Raw genomic sequence first — 18,614 nt, 5'->3', positions numbered from 1 at the left:
CAGATGTTGCTCTCGGGCTTTTTTGTTTTAGCGGTTGATTTCGCGGCTGATCACGATGCGCTGGATGTCGGATGTGCCCTCATAAATCTGGCACACGCGCACATCGCGGTAGATTTTCTCAACCGGATATTCCGAGAGGTAGCCATAACCACCCAGTGTCTGGATTGCGGCGGAGCAAATCTCTTCCGCAGTTTCAGACGCATAGAGCTTGGCCATGCAGGCTTCCTTGAGGCAAGGTTCGCCTGCATCTTTCATCGCGGCGGCGTTCAGCACCATCAGCTCAGCGGCCTTGAGTTTGGTTGCCATGTCCGCAAGGCGGAAACCAACAGCCTGGTGTTCAATGATCGATTTGCCAAAGGCTTCACGTTCCTGCGCGTAGGCGAGGGCGTATTCATAAGCCGCGCGGGCCATGCCCACACTTTGCGCGGCGATGCCGATACGGCCAGTCTCGAGGTTCGAGAGCGCAACCTTGTAGCCCGCGCCTTCCGCGCCCAGCAGGCAGTCGGTCGGCACTTCCATGTCGACAAAGGCGATCTGGCAGGTGTCAGACGATTTCTGGCCCAGCTTGTGCTCAAGCCCCGCAACCGTATACCCCTTGGTATCGGTCGGCACGAGGAAGGCGGAGATGCCGCGCTTGCCAGCGGATGGATCGGTCACCGCAAACACAATCGCCGCGCCGCCAATCTTGCCGGAGGTGATGAACTGCTTGGTGCCATTGAGGACCCAACCCGCATTGGTGCGCTCAGCCTTCGTTTTGAGCATGGACGCGTCAGAGCCAGCTTGCGGTTCGGTGAGGCAGAAAGCGCCAATCATCTCACCACGGGCGAGAGGCTTCAGGAACTTCTCTTTCTGCGCATCGGTACCGTTTGCAAGCACGGCGGCGCATACCGGCGCGTTGTTCACGCTCATGAGCGTGGAGAGGCCACCGTCACCTGCCGCGATTTCCATGAGGGCGAGCGCGTAGGAGACATAGTCTGTCTCGGCGCCGTCCCATTCCTCGGGCACAGTCATGCCCATAAGGCCAAGCTGGCCCATTTCGCGCAGGAAATCAGCCGGGATTTCACCGGCTTTTTCCCAATCCGCCGCATTCGGGACGATACGGTCCTGCGCGAAAGAGCGGGCCATGTCCCGCACCATGCGCTGCTCTTCGGTGAGGATCATCGCGCTTGACCTTACGCGAGCTCGATAGCGACGGCAGTGGCTTCACCGCCACCGATGCAGAGGCTGGCGACGCCGCGCTTCAGGCCACGTTTGCGGAGGGCGTTGATAAGCGTCACACAGATACGCGCGCCGGATGCGCCAATCGGGTGACCAAGCGCACAGGCACCACCGTTTACGTTCACTTTGTCGTGGTCGAGGCCAAGCTCGTGAATGGCAGCCATGGCAACAACAGCGAAGGCTTCGTTCACTTCAAAAAGGTCAACGTCACGCACGCTCCAGCCGGCTTTATCAAGCACGTTCTGGATCGCGTTAACCGGCGCCGTGGTGAACCACTCCGGCGCTTGCGCGTGGTCTGCGTGGGCTTTCAGGATGGCAAGTGGCTTCAGGCCGCGTTTTTCAGCTTCAGACTTGCTCATCATCACAACAGCAGCAGCGCCGTCGGAGATGGAGCTGGCGTTCGCTGCCGTCACCGTACCGTCTTTCTTGAACGCCGGGCGCAGGCCCGGGATTTTGTCGAGGCGGGCTTTCGGCGGTTGTTCGTCGGTCTTGATCTCAACGTCACCGGCACGGGTTTTGATCGTCACAGGCACAACTTCACCATCGAAAGAACCATCCTCGATCGCGCGCTGCGCACGCTTGAGGCTCTCGATTGCGTAGGCGTCCTGGGAATCACGGGTGAACTGGTAATGTTCGGCGCAAAGCTCGGCAAACACGCCCATCGGCTCGCCCTTATAGGCGTCCGTCAGGCCATCAAGCGCCATATGGTCAAGCATCGTAGCGTTGCCGTATTTCACGCCGGTGCGGCCCGTGGGCAGAAGATGCGGCGCGAGGGACATGCTTTCCATGCCGCCAGCCACAACAACCTTGCGGGAGCCTGCAACAAGGCTGTCGTGCGCCTGCATCATCGCCTGCATGCCGGAGCCGCACATTTTGTTCACGGTCACTGCACCGGTGCCTTGCGGTACACCCGCCTTGAGGCTTGCCTGACGGGCAGGGGCTTGGCCTTGGCCGGCGGGCAGAACGCAGCCCATCACAGTCTCGTTCACCGCATCGGCTTCAAGGCCGGCGCTTTCGAGCGCGCCGCGGATGGCAATGGCACCAAGCTCGGACGCGGGTACCGTAGACAGGTCACCGAGAAGGCCACCCATGGGCGTGCGGGCCATACCTACGATGACGATTGGATCCTGAGACATTGGGGGCTCTCCTTCTTTTGTGCTGAGCTTATGCGTGCGCCGTCAGCCTGAATTTTGATTGCCGACACTGTGCCAAAAAAAGATTATTTCGCAAGTGCAAAATAAATTGCCGGAATTGACTGTGCACTGCACCCTGTTTATAGGGGTCCGGCAGCTTATATATGAAGCGACAGGAGAGCAGACAATGACGCGGATCGGTTTTTATGCCTTTGCAGGCCTGGTACTTGGGGCGATCATCGGCAACTGGCTGCCATTCATCGCCAGCATTGAAGCGATTGCCGGCGGCATCATTGGTGCCATCCTGGGTGTCGTGGTCGACCAGATTGCAAAACGCAAAAGCAGCTAAAGCGCTTTATTCCGCCGGTTGCGTGACAACCGGCGTTTCTGCAGCCTCATTACCCTGAGACTTTACAGCACTTTGACGTGCGAGCCATTCGGCGCGGATCATATCGCTTGTCTTGCGGCTGCCGTCAGGCGTCCAGCCGGGTGGCGCGAGGAGGAACAGCGCCTTGTGTTTCCATGACTTGGCATGCCACATGTCCTTGAATATGCCGACCCATTCGTGGGTTGCCACCCGCAGCGGGTTGAAGGTGCCAAGGTCGCGCACGAGGCCGTAGCGGCATGGCTCATTCCGGTCCTCTGGAATGTAGGTGCCAAACATCTTGTCCCATATGATGAAGACACCGGCGTAATTGGCATCGAGATATTTGGGATTGTTGGCGTGGTGCACCCGGTGGTGGCTGGGTGTATTCATCACGGCCTCGAACCAGCGCGGCATGCGGTCAATAGCTTCAGTGTGAATCCAGAACTGGTAAATAAGGTTGAGGCCCGCGACAAAAAACACGATGGCAGGCTCAATGCCCATGAGGAAAAGTGGCACCTTGAACAGGAAACCCGGTGTGAACTGCCCGGTCCATGTCTGCCTGAGCGCTGTTGTCAGGTTGTAGTGCTGGCTGGAGTGGTGGATCACATGGGCCGCCCACATCCAGCGCATACGGTGGCCAAACCGGTGGATCCAGTAGTAGGCAAAGTCATCCAGCACGAAGGCAAGTGCGAAAACCCAAAGCCCGGCACCAAGGTCAAACACGCGGAAATTATCCCAGATCCAGTAACTCAACACGAAGAAGAGGCCTGCTGTCAGCGTGCCTGAAACTGTGCTGCCAAGCCCCATGATGAGCGAGGTGAAGGCATCTTTGCCCTCAAACTTCGCGCGGCCGGTTTTCCAGCCGTAGATCATCTCCACCAGCACGAAGAAGACGAACGCCGGGACGGCAAGCTCTGTCGGTTTGGCAAGCTCAAGCGGCATGGGATACGTCCTTCTCGGTCGGGGACTTTATGGCCACGCTATTCACAAGGTCACGCGCGGCGGTCAGTTTGTCTTTGTCAGCGAAGGGCAGGGTGACATTTGGTTGGGTAAAGTCGTCGAGCCGGATAATAAGCTTGCCATCTTTCGCATCGGCGCGCTTGATATCGCTCGCACGCAGGATGCGGCACACCACGCGGTCGCCCAGTTGCACGGTAAGGCCAATGCTCTCCGCCGGGGCATCCAGTTTTGCGAGCGCGGCGTTGCCGCCGTCGGCAATCAGGATTTCCGCGATAACGGCGTCAGCCTCAAAGCGTACAATGTTGTTGCGCACGCGAGTGTCATCGAGCGGATTTTTCACCGGAAACATACGTGCCGCAATGAATGCCGTGACCATAATAGCCGCAAGCGAGCCAAAAACCTGTATGGGGTCCATGATCCTTACCTTCCCTTATGCTCTATACATGCGCGTATTTACTGGACCGTCAAGTCTTGAATGTAAGCAGGCTCTTTGCCGACTTCATATTGTCACGGTTCATGCCTAGCGTTATAGCTTTCAGGTGACATAAGAGGGGATAGTTGGTGCGATTTTATACGATCATTGGTGCGCTTATGCTGGCGCTTTCGGGAGGAACGGTCATGGCTGATAATATGGCACTGAAGGAAGACGGGCCGATTGTGATCGCGCACCGTGGTGGCAGCGGCTACCGGCCCGAGCATACCCTGATGTCCTATAAGGTTGGCCTCGCGCAGGGTGCCGACTATATCGAGCCTGATCTTGTGATGAGCAAAGACGGCCATCTGGTCGCACGTCACGACGTTTATCTTTCCCACACCACAGATATTGCCGACCATCCCGAATTCGCGGACCGCAAGCGCACGCTTGAGGGACATGAGGACTGGTATGTGTTTGACTTCACGCTTGCTGAACTCAAAACACTTAAAGCCATTCAGCCGCGCCCGGGCCGTGGCCAGACCTTCGACGGGCTCGAAAGCATCGTGACCTTCGATGAGATCATCGCCTTCATGAAGGAAGCCAAAGCCAATGGCGAAGACGCCGGGCTTTATGTGGAGATGAAGCGGCCAGAGCTGTTCATTGAGCTGGGTCTCGACCCCACGGATGAACTGCTCGCGAAATTCGATGAGATTATCAGCGCAGGCATTCCCTTCTATTTCCAGTGTTTCAACGCGGACTATATCGCCGGTTTTCAAGGTAAGACAGACGCCGCGCTCATCTGGTTGATCGAAGGTGTCGAGAAGGGTGGCCAGTTTGAACTGGAAGTGCCGCTCGCCATGTATGCGGACAAAGTAGACGGCATCGGCATCAACAAGGCGCTCCTCGTTGACAAAAACATGCAGCCATCAGGCATCGTGGCGGACGCGCACAAGCTTGGGCTTAAGGTTCATATCTGGACGGTTCGCAACGATGAAGTGCCGCATGGTATTCGTTCGGTTGACGAAGAGCTCAAATTCCTGTTTGCTCAGGGCATTGACGGCGTGTTCGCGGATTTTCCCGATACCGCGATTTTAGCGCGCAACAGTTTCCGGCTTATGACAGCCGGGCCAGGTGAAGTGGACTGACACGATGCTGGATTTTATCAAAGGCTTTCTTACCGCTATCGCAGCTGCGGCTGTGATCAGGCTTGGCGGTGAGATGCTATTCAAGTCTGTAGGGCTCTAGACAACAAAAGAGGCGCCTAAGCGCCTCGGTGTCTTTTTGATTTTGGTGAAATTATTCGCCTTCCGGCAGGTCCTTGCCGAAGGGGAAGGGGCGTTCGTCTGTCGCAAAGCTGAAATAGGCTGCCACATCGCCCACGTAGCGTCCGATCGCCAGAATGCCGCGGCGTATAACCTCGTTCGGTTCACCACTAACGAGGAAAATCAGGAACTGGATGACGGTAAGGCCAGCGCCAAACAGCAGTGCAATCCAGCTGGCGAAAATATAGAAGAGCGTGAAGGCCGCGCGTGTGCCAACAGACGCCCAGTCCTTCGAGACAAATTCGGCTTTCAGATTGTCGGCTGAGTAGCGATCGTCATCTGATTGCGTATTCTCGGAATAGGTATCTTCATAGTCGGAATGTTCGGTATATGCGCCGCTCACGCTATCGTCCGCAGCAACCGTATCCTCAAGAATATCACCATGTTGCGGGGCCGATGCGGCAGCAGCGGCCGTTGCTTCCGGTGTATCTTCTGTGGGCGCAACAGGTGCTGCAGGCTTTTTGGGCGTAGCTTTGCGCACCGGTGTTTTTTTCGCTGCGGCTGTTTTTGAGGCTGCGCTGGCGCCGGTTTTCTTTGGCGCAGCTTTTTTGGCCGTCGTCGCAGTCTTCTTGGCAGCAGGCTTTTTCGCCGCCGCCGGCTTTGCCGCGGTTTTCTTTGGTGCAGCCTTACGGGCAGCCGGCTTCTTGGTAGCCGGAGCCGCTTTATCTGTGGTGGCTTTGTTGTCGTCCTCGCTCATCATTCACCCCTGTGCGTTTCATGCAACTATATCGCTTTGGTATAGCAGATGATGTGGGGCATTGCCGGGCAAACTTCAAGCTGCCCGGTAAAAATCTGCAAGGAAGCAGGGAGATATCAGGTGCGCCAGGGCAGGTTGCCTTTGACGATCTCGGTTGCATCCTTGCCGGCCACAGGTTTCGAGAAATAGAAACCCTGACCGTAGCCGAAATCGAGGTCGCGAAGCATGTTGATATGCTCAAGGTCCTCAAGGCCTTCAGCCACCACTTCGTGGCCAAGGTTGCTCGCAAGCATGCCGATCATCTGCAGGATTTTGTAAGGTGCGTTACCGCGCTCGAGCTGGTTGATGAAGCTGCGGTCAATCTTGATCACGTCAATCGGGAACTGGTGCAAGTAGTTCAGTGACGAATAACCGGTACCGAAGTCATCCAGCGCCACCTTCACACCAAGTTTGCGAATGCGATTGAGCGATTCGGAAATACGCATCGGGTTTGCCATGATCGCACTTTCCGTCAGTTCGATACGCAGGAACCGGCCATCAATGCCGCTTTCCTCGAGTGCCTTTTCAACCACAGCTGCCACATTGTCGCGGGCAAACTGGATGCCGGATACGTTCACGTTCACGGGTACCGCATGGTCTGCGCTGTTCTCGTCAACCCAGGCTTTGATCTGATGGCACGCTGCTTTGAGTGCCCAGCGACCAAGGGCGACGATCACACCGGTTTCCTCGGCAAGCGGGATAAACTCGGCCGGTGATACAAAGCCGCGTTCGCGGTGTATCCAACGGGTCAGGCCCTCAAAACCATGCAACTGGGACGTTTTAAGGTCGATGATCGGCTGGTAATAAAGCTCAAGCTCGTTGCGCTCGACGGCGCGCCGTAGCTCGGTTTCAAGGTGGAACTGCGACCGGGCGCGCTGGTGCGAATCCCGGTGATAAATCTCGGTCCGCGATTTACCGGCGCCCTTGGCGCGGTGCATGGCAAAGTCTGCGTCGCGGATCAGGTCTTCGGGGTGCGTCGCGCTTGAGAGCGTTGTGGCCACGCCGATGGAGACAGAGGTGAATACCTCGTTGCCGTCCAGATCATAGGGTTGCTGCATCGCTTCATGCACGCGGCGGGAGATCATCTCCACTTCTTCCACGTCCTTGAAACGCGACACGAGGATTGCGAACTCGTCGCCAGAGAGACGCGCCAGCGTGTCGGAGCTGCGGATACAGCGTCTGAGTGTCGAAGCCATTGAGATCAGGAAGCGGTCACCGGCCGAATGGCCGAAGCTTTCGTTGATCTGTTGGAAACGGTCGATGTTGATAATGAGGACGGCACAGCCGGTCTGGTTGCCTTCGCGCTGACAGTCCGCCACGGCTTCTTCAAGCTTGTTGCGGAACAATACGCGGTTTGGCTGGCCTGTAAGTGCGTCATGGAAGGCATGGTGCAACAGGTTGCGTTCCGCGAGCTTCTCAGCTGTCTGGTCCTCGATGGTGCAAATCACCTGATAGACATTGCCTTCATGGTCCAGGAGCGGCATCAAGTGGGAGGACAGGAAGCGTTCAATGACGCCTGCACGAATGCTCCATTCAAAATTGCTATCGCGCGCGGTACGGAAAACCTCAAGGACCTGGCCTGCAAGCACATGGTTGTCGGCGGAATTCCAGATGGTGTCGAGCGGGCAGGGCAGTACGGTCGATTCGGTGAGGGAAAATACCTCGCGGGCGAATCCATTTACAAACAGGGCTTCGATGACATTGGCGCTGGTGACACTACACACGAGCACACCAACAGGTAGACGCTCAACAACAGCAGAAGTGTTGACAATCCGGGCAGTTCGAGCAGCCCCTTCGGCGGTATCGTCAATCGGCGATACCTTGTGTCTTTGCGTGTCCGCCACTCTCGGCTCCACCCTAAATGATCTAATTCAATATGATGTGACCCCCAGCCACACCGGGAAGTTCACCACTGCAACGTAAAAATTTAGTAAAGGATAATCATTTGAACGAGAAAAAAACAATAGATTCAAAGGCGCTATTTTTTTCTGTCCCGATTTGACACAAAAAAAGGGGGAAGGCAGGACCTTCCCCTAGATGACCACCCACTGGGACGGGTTAGTGGGTGGGTAAATTCTGTAAATCTTTACAGGCGCTTAGCTGCAGCCACTGGTGCCACCACAGGTGTCGCACTTGAGGCACGTGCCGTTGCGTACAAGCGTGAAGTTTCCGCACTCGCCGCAAGCATCACCCTCGTAACCCTTCATGCGCGCCGCCATACGGGCGTCGGCTGTTGCGTCAGTACCGCCGTTTGCCATGGCTGAACCCATGGAAACGGCTGTGGTGCTGCCGTGTGTGCCGGTCGCCATGGCAACAGTCTCCAGCTCCTTGTCGTCACGCTGGGTTTTGCTCTTGAGCACAACAAGGTTGCTGCCGCGTACGTAACCGGAGGACGCAAATTTCTGAACGCGTTCCAGCGCTTCCGTGACTTCGTCATCCAGTTGCGGCAGGCTGTCGCCCGCGTCACCGCGGCCCGTGGTGTCAGGCGCGAAGTCTGCTGGTGTGGCATGCGCAAGGTCATCACGGCCAAGATAGGAGATCGCAAGCTCGCGGAAGATATAATCGAGAAGCGACGTGGCCATCTTGATGGTCTCGTTGCCTTCCACGCGGCCGAAGGGCTCGAACCGGGTGAAGGTGAAGGCGTCGACAAATTCCTCAAGCGGCACGCCGTACTGCAGCCCGATCGAGATCGCGATGGCGAAGTTGTTCATCAGGCTGCGGAAAGCGGCGCCTTCCTTGTGCATATCAATGAAGATTTCGCCGACGCTGCCGTCGTCGTATTCGCCAGTGCGCAGGTAAACCTTGTGCCCACCAACGATTGCCTTCTGCGTATAGCCTTTGCGGCGTTCGGGCAGGCGTTTGCGGCTTGCGGCGGTACGCTCGATCTCGACGATACGCTCAACGATGCGTTCCGCCACCACTTCGGTGCGCTCCGCCATGGTTTTATCTTCGAGGTCGTCCTCAAGGTCCGCGTCATCGAGAAGTGCCGCGTTAAGCGGCTGGCTGAGTTTCGAGCCGTCCCGGTAAAGCGCATTGGCCTTGAGCGCGAGCGACCAGCTGAGCTCATAGGCTTCCATGCAGTCCTCAACCGATGCCGAGTTCGGCATATTGATGGTCTTGGAGATCGCGCCCGAGATAAACGGCTGGGCAGCTGCCATCATGCGGATATGGCTTTCCCATGACAGGAAGCGTTTGCCAATCTTGCCGCATGCGTTCGCGCAGTCGAACACGGCATAGTGTTCATTGGCGAGGTGCGGCGCACCTTCAAGCGTCATCGAGCCGGAGCAGAAGAGGTTGGCTTTGCCGATCTCTTCTTTCGTGAAGCCAATGGCAGCCAGAAGGTCGAAGTTATAGTCGTTGAGGTCATCGGCATTGATGCCCAGTTTGTCGGTGCAGAAGTCTGTGCCGAGGGTCCACTGGTTGAACACAAACTTGATGTCGAAGGCGTTTTTAAGCTGCTCCTCAACAAGATTGAGCTCCCGGCCGGTGAAACCTTTAGCACGCAGGGTGTCATGGTTGATGGCCGGCGCACCTTTGAGCGTGCCGTGACCAACTGCGTAGCGGGAGATATCCTCAATCTGGGCCTTGCTGTAACCCAGCACCTCAAGCGCTTGTGGTACAATGCGGTTGATGATCTTGAAATAGCCGCCACCGGCCAGTTTCTTGAACTTCACCAGTGCAAAGTCAGGCTCAATGCCAGTGGTGTCGCAGTCCATCACAAGGCCGATGGTGCCTGTGGGCGCAATCACGGACGTTTGGGCGTTACGGAAACCATGTTCCTGGCCAATTTCAAGCGCGCGGTCCCAGGCTTCAGCAGCAGCGACTGCAATGGCTTTGTCCGGGCAGCCGCCGATATCAAGCGGCACAGGGTTGGTGTTCAGTTTCTCGTAACCGTCATCCTGGCCGTAAGCGGCGCGGCGATGGTTGCGGATAACGCGCAGCATATGGTCTGCGTTTTTCTGGTAACCAGGGAACGCACCAAGCTCGGACGCCATTTCAGCGGATGTTGCATAGCTTTCGCCGGTCATCAGGGCTGTGATGGCACCGCAGAGCGCACGGCCAGCGTCACTGTCGTAGCCAAGGCCAAGGCTCATCAAAAGGCCGCCAATGTTGGCGTAGCCTAGACCAAGGGTGCGGAATTCATAAGAAAGCTTGGCAATTTCCTTGGACGGGAACTGTGCCATCAGTACGGAAATCTCGAGCACCATGGTCCAGAGGCGGACTGCGTGCTTGAATTCCTTGACCTTGAAGCTCCCGTCCGGCGCGCGGAAGGTCATCAGGTTCAGGGAAGCAAGGTTACATGCCGTATCGTCAAGGAACATATATTCCGAGCACGGGTTCGACGCGCGGATGTCACCGCTCGCGGGGCAGGTGTGCCAGTCGTTGATCGTGGTGTGGAACTGGATGCCAGGGTCCGCGCAGGCCCATGCGGCGTGGCCCACGTCGCGCCACAGGTCGGCGGCGGCGATGCTTTTGGTGACCGAACCGTCTTTGCGGCTCGTGAGGTGCCAGTCACCACCGGTCTTGATCGCGCGCATGAAATCGTCGCTCACGCGGATCGAGTTGTTGGAGTTCTGGCCGGATACGGTCAGGTAAGCGTCGGAATCCCAATCTGTGTTATAGGTCTTGAACTCGATGGAGGTGTAACCCTGTTTCGCGAACTGGATGACACGCTGCACATAGTTCTCAGGGATCATCACCTTGCGGGCGGCGATAATCTCTTTCTTGAGTTCCTTGTTTTCCTTCGGTTCAAACGCCGCGTCACCCATGGTGGCTTTGCCGTCATGGCACGCCTTGATGATGCGGTTCAGGTGAATTTCATTTAACTTTGAGCCTGAGACAAGTGCTGCAACTTTTTGTTCTTCAACAACTTTCCAGTTTATGAACTCTTCAATATCCGGGTGGTCGATATCCACCACAACCATTTTGGCCGCGCGGCGCGTTGTACCGCCAGATTTGATGGCGCCTGCTGCCCGGTCACCGATTTTGAGGAAGCTCATCAGGCCGGAGGACTTGCCGCCACCGGAGAGCGCTTCGCCGTTGCCGCGGATGTTCGAGAAGTTCGAACCCGTGCCGGAACCATATTTGAAGAGGCGCGCTTCACGGGTCCAGAGATCCATGATGCCGCCTTCGTTCACCAGATCATCGGCGACGCTTTGAATGAAGCATGCGTGCGGCTGGGGGTGCTCATAGGCGCTTTTGGATTTGACCAGTTTGCCGGTCTCAAAGTCCACATAGTGGTGGCCTTGAGCCGGGCCGTCGATGCCGTATGCCCAGAAGAGGCCGGTGTTGAACCATTGCGGGCTGTTGGGCGCGGCCATCTGGCTTGCCAGCATGAAACGCATCTCGTCATAGAAGGCGCGGGCGTGCTCCTCTGCTTCAAAGTATCCACCTTTCCAGCCCCAGTAGGTCCAGGTACCGGCAAGACGGTCAAAAACCTGCTTTGCACTGGTTTCAGAGGCGTAGCGTTCGCCCTCAGGCAGCTTCGCAAGCGCTTTGTCATCAGGCTTTTTGCGCCACAGCCAGCTTGGCACGTCGTTTTCTTCAACGGCAACCAGCGCTTGCGGTACACCCGCCTTACGGAAGTATTTCTGGGCAATGATGTCCGTTGCGACTTGGCTCCAGCTCGTCGGCACTTCCACGTTATCCATACGGAAAACAGTGGTGCCGTCCGGATTACGAATCTCGCTGACAGCGGTTCGCCAGTCCATGCCTGCATATGGGCATGAGACATCTTTGGTGAATTGGCGTTCGATACGCATGCGTTTCCCCCGATAATTCGGTATGCGGAAGTCTCGCTTCCGCTTATTTCAGCCATCAGTTAAGGCGGCACGCGCACAATGGAAAAGACCGGTCGCTCGCCGGTTATAAGCCCTTTTTCATCTACCTGTGCCGCTGTCACCCGCCCACAATATCTTGTGGGTCTGCCCTTGTTGGCCACAAGTTTAGGGGCGAAAACAGTCTCGCGACAAGCCTATTTTTCCATATATTGTGATTGACAGTCGCCGGGATACTAGACGAGGGCTTCCGACTCATTGCTCATCCTCATCTCTGGCTTTTTGCCTTAATCTGTCCATAAAGCGTGCTTAAAAATATGGCCTTGGTCATGGACGGATTTTCATGCTGTCGACTCATTGGGCAAGGCGGGTAAGCGCTCAGGCACGGCACTAATTGTCGCGACAGGCCGCTTGCTGCTTTTCCTTGCCGCACAAACGTGCTAAACGAGCCGAAATTGACCGAGTAAGTATGGAAATTCGCTATGGCTGGTTTGATCTCTAAACTCTTTTCCTCGCCCATCTTTACGTGGTGGAACAGTGCTACTTTCGGCACGCTTCTGTTCACGCGCCGCAAGGGTGTGAAGGTCGGTGAAGACGAACAAGGTAACGTCTATTATCAGGAAAAGAACGGTCGCAAGCGCTGGGTGATCTACAAGAACGGCCCGGTTGAAGCATCGCGTGTTCCGGCAGACTGGCACGGCTGGCTGCACTATACGCTCAAAGATGCCCCGACTGAGGCACCGCTTGTGAAAAAAGTGTGGGAAAAAGACCACCAGCCGAACAAAACCGGCTCGGCTGAAGCCTATTTCCCCAAAGGTGCGCTTGGTGCTGTGGCTGAGCGTGCTGCAACGGCATCCGATTATGAGGCCTGGCGCCCATAAGCCCCTGCGGCATAGCGGCATCAGGCGGATAACGATTACGGAAGATATTTATGTCGAGTAATTTGGTTGAAAGTCTGATTGGCGCCTTGGTGCTGATCATAGCGGGCTGGTTTCTCGTTTTTGCTTATGAGCGTACGGACGGCGCTGTCTCAGGGGGCTATACCCTGACAGCGCGGTTCGAGCGCATTGACGGCCTTGGTGTTGGCGCAGATGTGCGCCTTTCCGGCATCAAGGTCGGCGCCATTGTAGGCAGCGAGCTCGACCCCAAGACATATCAGGCTATTGTGCGTTTCTCGGTTGCTGAAAACGTTCAGCTTCCTATGGATACGGCAGCGGCGATTACGTCTGAGGGCCTGCTGGGTGGTACCTACCTGAGCCTGCGCCCTGGCGGTTCGCTTGAAAACCTTGCGCCGGGTGACGAAATCCAGGAAACGCAGGACGCAGTTGACCTCATCGGCCTTATCGGCAAATTCATGTATGGTGACTCGAGTGCTGAAAAAGAAGAATAGACTTATCGGTCTTACGCTTCTTGGCGCTGTGCTTGCGGCACCCGCGGTAGCTGCACAAAGTACGCTCGAGGGTGACGCGAATGCGTCCGACAATACAAACCACAACATCGTGGTCCTGCGCGCGCTTGATAAAATCACTGCGCGCATCACAGAGATTGAGCTGCCGGTAGGCGAAGAAACGCAGTTTGGTACTTTGGCGCTCAGCGCCAAATACTGCCGTACGCGCCCGCCAATCGAACCGCCGGAAACCTTCGCTTACCTTGAGATCGACGACATCAAGCGCCATGGCACGCGGGAGCGTGTGTTTGAGGGCTGGATGGTAGCGTCAAGCCCCGGACTCAATGCACTTGAACACCCGGTCTATGACGTCTGGGTCATCAACTGCAAAATGTCAGAGCCTGACAGCGACGCCGGCAACCGCTGAAAATCCGCTTTATGAACGAGTAGGGCTTCACGCAACCGTGCGTGATAGTCAGCGCGCGGGATTTCCCGCGTGCCGAACTGCTTCAAGTGGCTTGTGATAAACTGTGTATCCAGAAGTTCAAAATGGCCATGGCGTAGCCGCGCCACAAGGTGGACGAGGGCGACCTTGCTCGCGTCTGTGACTGTGTGAAACATGCTTTCGCCAAAGAAGGCACCGCCAAGGGATACCCCGTATAGCCCACCCACCAGCTTATCCTGCTGCCAGCATTCTACCGAATGGGCGAATCCGCGCTCAAAAAGGTCGGTATAAAGCTCTTCGATACGTTCGCTGATCCAGGTGCTCTCGCGGCCACGCGCGGGCTTGGAACAGGCGCGTACAACGTCACGGAACGCGGTGTCCGTGCGTACCTCAAATACGTCCTGTCGGACGGTTTTGGCGAGCGAGCGGGGGATGTGAAAGCCATCAAGCGGAATGATACCGCGGTTTTCCGGGTCGACCCAGAAAAGCTCATCATCCTGACGGCCATCGGCCATAGGGAAAACACCGGCCGAATAGGCCTGAAGGAGAAGGTTGGGGGTTATACTTTCGTGTGGCATAACCCCCAGCCTACATTATTCGCCCTTGCGTTTCTCAAGGAATTTTTCGAGCCAGTGAATATCATAGGCCCCAGCGCGGAATTCTGCGTCGTCCATCAGCGCCTGGTGGAGCGGAATGGTGGTCACGACACCGTCGATGACATATTCCTCCAGGGACCTGCGCAGACGCAGCAGGCAGCCTTCGCGGGTGTAGCCCGACACAATCAGCTTCGCGACCATGCTGTCGTAGTATGGCGGGATCTTGTAGCCAGCATATACAGCACTGTCGCAGCGCACGTTCAGGCCGCCCGGTACGTGATACTGGGTCACGTTACCCGGGCTTGGCATGAAAGTGAACGGATGCTCGGCATTGATACGGCATTCGATGGCGTGGCCAAAGAAACGCACCATGTCCTGCGAGTAAGAGAGCTTCTCGCCGGACGCGACCCTGATCTGCTCCCTCACGATATCGATACCGGTGATCATCTCGGTCACCGGGTGTTCCACCTGAAGACGGGTGTTCATTTCAATGAAATAGAACTCACCGTCCTCATAGAGAAACTCGATCGTGCCAGCACCGCAGTAACCGAAGTCAGCCATCGCTTTTGAGACAATGCCGCCCATACGCGAACGGGTTTCGCTGTCGATCACGGGTGAGGGTGCTTCCTCAAGCACCTTCTGGTGCCGGCGCTGCAGGCTGCAGTCACGCTCACCAAGGTGGATACAGTTGCCGTGGTTGTCGCCAATGATCTGGAATTCGATATGGCGCGGCTTCTGGAGGAATTTCTCGATATAGACCGCGTCGTCACCGAAGGCTGCCTTGGCTTCGGTGCGGCATGTCTGCAGCTTGCGGGAGAGCTCATCCGCGCTCCGCACAATCTGCATGCCACGGCCCCCACCACCAGCGGACGCCTTGATGATCACAGGATAGCCTATTTCCTCGCACACACGCTTGGCTTCATCATCTTCGGTGATACCGCCAGCAGAACCCGGAACAACTGGAATGCCCAGTTTCTTCACGGTTTCCTTGGCGGTGATCTTGTCACCCATCATCCGGATATGTTCGGGCGAGGGGCCAATGAAGGTGATTCCGTGGTCGCCCACGATCTCGGCAAAGCGGGCGTTTTCCGACAGGAAACCGTACCCCGGGTGAATGGCATCAGCCCCTGTGATCTCGGCCGCAGAAATGATGGCCGGGATGTTCAGGTAGCTCTGGCCCGAGGATGGCGGGCCGATGCAAACGCTTTCGTCCGCAAGACGCACATGCATGGCATCGCTGTCGGCGGTCGAATGAACCGCAACCGTCTTGATGCCCATCTCATGACAGGCACGGTGAATGCGGAGCGCGATTTCACCACGGTTTGCGATAAGAACTTTCTTAAACATTCGGGGCTACCTCTATTCGACGATGCAGAGGATTTCACCAAATTCGACCGGCTGCGCGTCGGAGAAGAAGATCTCTTTCACTTTACCGGACTTCGGAGCGGCGATCTGGTTCATGACCTTCATCGCTTCGATGATCAGAAGCGTATCGCCTTCCTTCACCGTGTCTCCCACTTTGATGAACGCGTCAGCGCCCGGGCTTGGTGCAGTATATACCGTGCCTACCATCGGTGCAGTTACTGCGCCCGGGTGGTCTGCAGGGTTCGCTGCTGCCGGTGCCGCAGGTGCAGCAGCAGGTGCCGCAACCGCTGCGGGTGCTGCCACTGGCATGGCAGCCGCAGGGGCGGTGTAATTGACAGCCGCAGGCACTTCACGTGCAACGCGGATACGGAAATCCTCTTCCTCTACCTCGATCTCGGAGAGGGTGGATTTGTCGAGAAGCTCAGCAAGCTCGCGGATAAGTTCTTTATAATCTTTGATCTTAGACATGTAATTAAGGCCCTTAACCCCTCTAACGTTATTTGACGCGCAGCATACTCGCAATCGCGTCAATCGCAAGCACATAACCCGACGCGCCAAATCCGCAAATCACGCCCTTCGCCACATCGGAGATATAGGAATGATGACGGAATTCCTCCCGCGCAAACACATTCGAGAGATGTACTTCAATAACGGGTGTCTTGATGGCGGCGATCGCGTCCCGGATGGCAATGGATGTGTGCGTATAGGCCCCGGCATTGAGAATAATACCGCAGGCGCCGTCGCCACCTTCCTGAATCCAGTCAACAAGCGTGCCCTCATGGTTTGACTGACGAAAATCGGTATCATAGCCCAGCGTCTTGGCATGGTCTTTCGCCATGCTGCCGATCTCGGGCAGGGTGAGTGTGCCGTAAGTTTCAGGCTCCCGGCTGCCGAGCATGTTGAGATTGGGTCCGTTCAGGACCATGATCGTGTTCGGCATGTTTGCACTCATAAAATCGGATCCAATGTTTCGACAGATCGCTTGATGCCCCCTGTATAATGCCATATGCATGGCATGCAAAGCCGCAAGAGCAAGTTTCTTCGCGGAAAATCCAGTTATCTGTGCGCGACCTGCGCGAGAGGGTTTGAGTATCGTGATCAGTATTACCGTGAATGGCGACCAGAAACGGGCTCCGGAAGGGGCAAGCCTTGCCGCGTACCTCGAGGAAATCGGCATCAATCCGGCCAAAGTGGCTGTTGAGCGCAACCGCGAGATTGTGCCGAAATCGACCTATGGTGATGTGACACTTGAGAACGGCGACCAACTGGAAATTGTTCATTTTATTGGCGGAGGGGACACAAACGTGACCGAGACCAAAGACACCTGGAAACTGGCAGGCAAGGAATATTCGTCCCGCTTGATCGTGGGCACAGGCAAATACAAGGATTTCGAGGAAACCGCAAAGGCTGTTGAAGCTTCGGGTGCCGAAATCGTGACCGTTGCCGTGCGCCGGGTGAACGTGTCTGACCCCAACCAGCCCATGCTTGTTGATTATCTCGACCCCAAGAAAATCACCTATCTGCCGAATACGGCAGGTTGCTTTGATGCCGACAGCGCGGTTCGCACCCTGCGCCTCGCACGCGAGGCTGGCGGCTGGGACCTTGTGAAGCTAGAGGTGCTTGGCGACCAGAAAACGCTTTACCCGAATATGCTTGAAACCTTCACAGCAGCCGAGGCGCTGATCAAGGACGGTTTCAAGGTCATGGTTTACTGTTCGGACGACCCGATTGCGGCCAAGCGTCTTGAAGATATGGGCTGTGTGGCGATCATGCCGCTCGGTGCGCCCATCGGCTCGGGCCTTGGTATCCAGAACCCGGTGCAGATCAGACTGATGATCGAGCAGGCCAAAGTGCCGGTGTTGGTGGATGCGGGTGTGGGCACGGCCTCTGACGCGGCTGTTGCCATGGAGCTCGGCTGCGACGGTGTGTTGATGAACACCGCGATTGCGGAGGCAAAAAAGCCGGTGCTGATGGCGCACGCGATGAAGCTTGCTGTTGAAAGCGGCCGGGCCGCCTATCTGGCAGGGCGCATGCCGAAGAAACGCTACGCTGATCCAAGTTCACCGCTATCGGGCCTTATATAGGGCTCGCGCCGTAGACCAAGAAAAAGGCCGCTTAATGCGGCCTTTTTTGTCTAGCTGTTCTTCTCCGCGCGGGCGCGTTCAATTGCTTCCCTCAGGCGGTCATAGCCTTCGGCACCCAGCACGACGTCCTTGCCGATAATGTAGCCTGGCGTGCCTGAGAAGCCGATATCCTGGCCAATCGCCAGCGTGTTGGTGATGCGCTTTTCAATCAGCTTATCGCCCATATCGGCTTTCAGTTGCGCGACATCCAGCCCCACCTTGCCAGCAATCTGATAGATGCTGTCTTCGGTCACTTGTGAACCGGAAGTCATCATAGCTGTATGGAATTCCGCAAAGCGGCCCTGCTTGTGGGCTGCAAGTGCCGCCTTGGCCGAGAGCATGGACAACGGCTTTGCGTCGTTGCCATCAAGGATAGGGAACTGTTTCGGCATCAGGCGAATGTTGCCGTCTTCCTTCACCAGCTTCATCACAGCGGGGAAGTGACGACGGCAAAAGCCACAGCGGTAGTCGAAAAACTCAACGATGGTGACGTCCCCATTGGGGTTGCCAAGCACTGGCGCTTCGCTATCCGTTTCAAGATAGTCACGATAGAGTTCGATCGAGGGTAACATCTGCGCAAGGGTCTGGCGGCGCTGCAGTTCGCGGATCGCCTCCATGATCACCTCGGGGTTCTCAATCAGGTATTCCTTCACAACGCCTTCGATTTTCGCGCGCTCAGTTGCTGTCACGCTATCGTCGGCTGCCATCAGGGCAGGGGCGAAGGCAGCAGCCATACCGGCTGCCAGTAAGAAGTTCTTGAACATATTGGC

Annotated in this window: 18 protein-coding genes; 6 read left to right on the top strand and 12 right to left on the bottom strand. The window is 56.6% G+C overall.

Going from position 1 to position 18,614, the window contains the following annotated elements; genetic code table 11:
- Positions 1 to 27: 27 nt before the first annotated feature.
- Positions 28 to 1,161: an acyl-CoA dehydrogenase family protein gene (locus tag B150_RS0106780; protein ID WP_020399144.1), complete on the bottom strand. Its 1,134-nt coding sequence runs from the start codon at positions 1,159 to 1,161 to the stop codon at positions 28 to 30.
- An 11-nt stretch (positions 1,162 to 1,172) separates the two neighbouring features.
- Positions 1,173 to 2,354 carry an acetyl-CoA C-acyltransferase gene (locus tag B150_RS0106775; protein ID WP_020399143.1) on the bottom strand — a complete coding sequence of 394 codons (1,182 nt, stop codon included), beginning with the start codon at positions 2,352 to 2,354 and terminating at the stop codon, positions 1,173 to 1,175.
- Between the two features lie 184 nt (positions 2,355 to 2,538).
- Between B150_RS0106775 and B150_RS23235 the strand changes: the two genes are divergently transcribed.
- A complete protein-coding gene (locus B150_RS23235; protein WP_020399142.1) occupies positions 2,539 to 2,700 on the top strand; it encodes a hypothetical protein in 162 nt (53 codons plus the stop codon).
- Positions 2,701 to 2,706: 6 nt separating this feature from the next.
- On the opposite strand, the gene B150_RS0106765 is transcribed toward B150_RS23235, so the two are convergent.
- On the bottom strand, positions 2,707 to 3,660 hold the full coding sequence (locus B150_RS0106765) for a sterol desaturase family protein (protein WP_020399141.1): 954 nt from the start codon (positions 3,658 to 3,660) through the stop codon (positions 2,707 to 2,709).
- Positions 3,650 to 4,093: a hypothetical protein gene (locus tag B150_RS0106760; protein ID WP_020399140.1), complete on the bottom strand. Its 444-nt coding sequence runs from the start codon at positions 4,091 to 4,093 to the stop codon at positions 3,650 to 3,652. The genes B150_RS0106765 and B150_RS0106760 overlap by 11 nt, the downstream gene beginning before the upstream one ends.
- Positions 4,094 to 4,296: 203 nt before the next feature.
- Between B150_RS0106760 and B150_RS20020 the strand changes: the two genes are divergently transcribed.
- Positions 4,297 to 5,238, top strand: coding sequence for a glycerophosphodiester phosphodiesterase family protein (locus B150_RS20020; protein WP_020399139.1), 942 nt, complete (start codon positions 4,297 to 4,299; stop codon positions 5,236 to 5,238).
- A gap of 151 nt (positions 5,239 to 5,389) precedes the next feature.
- Here the strand turns inward: B150_RS20020 and B150_RS23230 are convergent, their stop codons facing one another.
- The 3 genes from B150_RS23230 to B150_RS0106735 form a co-directional block, all read right to left on the bottom strand.
- The gene (locus B150_RS23230; protein ID WP_155859965.1) at positions 5,390 to 6,115 is read right to left on the bottom strand and encodes a DUF4389 domain-containing protein; all 726 of its coding nucleotides are present in this window, start codon (positions 6,113 to 6,115) and stop codon (positions 5,390 to 5,392) included.
- A 113-nt stretch (positions 6,116 to 6,228) separates the two neighbouring features.
- Positions 6,229 to 7,995, bottom strand: a complete 1,767-nt coding sequence (locus B150_RS20010; protein ID WP_020399136.1) for a putative bifunctional diguanylate cyclase/phosphodiesterase — start codon at positions 7,993 to 7,995, stop codon at positions 6,229 to 6,231.
- Positions 7,996 to 8,247: 252 nt separating this feature from the next.
- On the bottom strand, positions 8,248 to 11,913 hold the full coding sequence (locus tag B150_RS0106735) for a vitamin B12-dependent ribonucleotide reductase (RefSeq protein WP_020399135.1): 3,666 nt from the start codon (positions 11,911 to 11,913) through the stop codon (positions 8,248 to 8,250).
- 497 nt (positions 11,914 to 12,410) lie between these two features.
- On the opposite strand from B150_RS0106735, the gene B150_RS0106730 reads away from it, so the two are divergent.
- Genes B150_RS0106730 through B150_RS0106720 form a run of 3 tightly spaced genes read left to right on the top strand, consistent with a single transcriptional unit; the run spans position 12,411 to position 13,742 of the window.
- Positions 12,411 to 12,809 (top strand): NADH:ubiquinone oxidoreductase subunit NDUFA12, encoded by a 399-nt coding sequence (locus B150_RS0106730; RefSeq protein WP_020399134.1) that lies wholly within the window; start codon positions 12,411 to 12,413, stop codon positions 12,807 to 12,809.
- 50 nt (positions 12,810 to 12,859) lie between these two features.
- Positions 12,860 to 13,318, top strand: a complete 459-nt coding sequence (gene mlaD / locus B150_RS0106725) for an outer membrane lipid asymmetry maintenance protein MlaD (RefSeq protein ID WP_020399133.1) — start codon at positions 12,860 to 12,862, stop codon at positions 13,316 to 13,318.
- The gene (locus tag B150_RS0106720; protein WP_020399132.1) at positions 13,299 to 13,742 is read left to right on the top strand and encodes a DUF2155 domain-containing protein; all 444 of its coding nucleotides are present in this window, start codon (positions 13,299 to 13,301) and stop codon (positions 13,740 to 13,742) included. Before mlaD ends, B150_RS0106720 begins: the two co-directional genes overlap by 20 nt.
- Here the strand turns inward: B150_RS0106720 and aat are convergent.
- From aat to aroQ, 4 genes are read right to left on the bottom strand one after another with little or no spacing between them, the layout of a single operon-like run.
- A complete protein-coding gene (gene aat / locus B150_RS0106715) occupies positions 13,679 to 14,338 on the bottom strand; it encodes a leucyl/phenylalanyl-tRNA--protein transferase (protein ID WP_020399131.1) in 660 nt (219 codons plus the stop codon). The genes B150_RS0106720 and aat overlap by 64 nt on opposite strands.
- A 15-nt stretch (positions 14,339 to 14,353) precedes the next feature.
- The gene (gene accC, locus B150_RS0106710) at positions 14,354 to 15,703 is read right to left on the bottom strand and encodes an acetyl-CoA carboxylase biotin carboxylase subunit (RefSeq protein WP_020399130.1); all 1,350 of its coding nucleotides are present in this window, start codon (positions 15,701 to 15,703) and stop codon (positions 14,354 to 14,356) included.
- A gap of 12 nt (positions 15,704 to 15,715) precedes the next feature.
- On the bottom strand, positions 15,716 to 16,189 hold the full coding sequence (gene accB / locus B150_RS0106705; protein WP_020399129.1) for an acetyl-CoA carboxylase biotin carboxyl carrier protein: 474 nt from the start codon (positions 16,187 to 16,189) through the stop codon (positions 15,716 to 15,718).
- A 28-nt stretch (positions 16,190 to 16,217) separates the two neighbouring features.
- Positions 16,218 to 16,661: a type II 3-dehydroquinate dehydratase gene (gene aroQ, locus B150_RS0106700; RefSeq protein WP_020399128.1), complete on the bottom strand. Its 444-nt coding sequence runs from the start codon at positions 16,659 to 16,661 to the stop codon at positions 16,218 to 16,220.
- Positions 16,662 to 16,815: 154 nt separating this feature from the next.
- On the opposite strand from aroQ, the gene thiS reads away from it, so the two are divergent.
- Positions 16,816 to 17,805, top strand: a complete 990-nt coding sequence (thiS, locus tag B150_RS20005) for a sulfur carrier protein ThiS (RefSeq protein ID WP_020399127.1) — start codon at positions 16,816 to 16,818, stop codon at positions 17,803 to 17,805.
- Positions 17,806 to 17,855: 50 nt separating this feature from the next.
- Here thiS and B150_RS0106690 read toward each other — a convergent pair whose 3' ends face one another.
- Positions 17,856 to 18,608, bottom strand: a complete 753-nt coding sequence (locus tag B150_RS0106690; protein ID WP_020399126.1) for a DsbA family protein — start codon at positions 18,606 to 18,608, stop codon at positions 17,856 to 17,858.
- Between the last annotated feature and the right edge of the window lie 6 nt (positions 18,609 to 18,614).

This window comes from Kordiimonas gwangyangensis DSM 19435 = JCM 12864, assembly GCF_000375545.1.
Lineage (GTDB): Bacteria > Pseudomonadota > Alphaproteobacteria > Sphingomonadales > Kordiimonadaceae > Kordiimonas > Kordiimonas gwangyangensis.
Note: the sequence above shows the minus strand (reverse complement) of the source record. Positions and strands in the feature narration are given on the sequence as shown.

Excerpts from the sequence above, each read along its gene's own strand:
- aroQ (WP_020399128.1), bottom strand. The coding sequence starts at position 16,661 with ATGCCGAACACGATCATGGTCCTGAACGGACCCAATCTCAACATGCTC.
- B150_RS20020 (WP_020399139.1), top strand. The coding sequence starts at position 4,297 with ATGGCTGATAATATGGCACTGAAGGAAGACGGGCCGATTGTGATCGCG.
- accB (WP_020399129.1), bottom strand. The coding sequence starts at position 16,189 with ATGTCTAAGATCAAAGATTATAAAGAACTTATCCGCGAGCTTGCTGAG.
- B150_RS0106730 (WP_020399134.1), top strand. The coding sequence starts at position 12,411 with ATGGCTGGTTTGATCTCTAAACTCTTTTCCTCGCCCATCTTTACGTGG.
- B150_RS23235 (WP_020399142.1), top strand. The coding sequence starts at position 2,539 with ATGACGCGGATCGGTTTTTATGCCTTTGCAGGCCTGGTACTTGGGGCG.
- aat (WP_020399131.1), bottom strand. The coding sequence starts at position 14,338 with ATGCCACACGAAAGTATAACCCCCAACCTTCTCCTTCAGGCCTATTCG.
- B150_RS0106780 (WP_020399144.1), bottom strand. The coding sequence starts at position 1,161 with ATGATCCTCACCGAAGAGCAGCGCATGGTGCGGGACATGGCCCGCTCT.
- B150_RS0106760 (WP_020399140.1), bottom strand. The coding sequence starts at position 4,093 with ATGGACCCCATACAGGTTTTTGGCTCGCTTGCGGCTATTATGGTCACG.
- B150_RS0106690 (WP_020399126.1), bottom strand. The coding sequence starts at position 18,608 with ATGTTCAAGAACTTCTTACTGGCAGCCGGTATGGCTGCTGCCTTCGCC.
- B150_RS0106765 (WP_020399141.1), bottom strand. The coding sequence starts at position 3,660 with ATGCCGCTTGAGCTTGCCAAACCGACAGAGCTTGCCGTCCCGGCGTTC.
- mlaD (WP_020399133.1), top strand. The coding sequence starts at position 12,860 with ATGTCGAGTAATTTGGTTGAAAGTCTGATTGGCGCCTTGGTGCTGATC.
- accC (WP_020399130.1), bottom strand. The coding sequence starts at position 15,703 with ATGTTTAAGAAAGTTCTTATCGCAAACCGTGGTGAAATCGCGCTCCGC.
- B150_RS0106735 (WP_020399135.1), bottom strand. The coding sequence starts at position 11,913 with ATGCGTATCGAACGCCAATTCACCAAAGATGTCTCATGCCCATATGCA.
- B150_RS0106775 (WP_020399143.1), bottom strand. The coding sequence starts at position 2,354 with ATGTCTCAGGATCCAATCGTCATCGTAGGTATGGCCCGCACGCCCATG.
- B150_RS23230 (WP_155859965.1), bottom strand. The coding sequence starts at position 6,115 with ATGATGAGCGAGGACGACAACAAAGCCACCACAGATAAAGCGGCTCCG.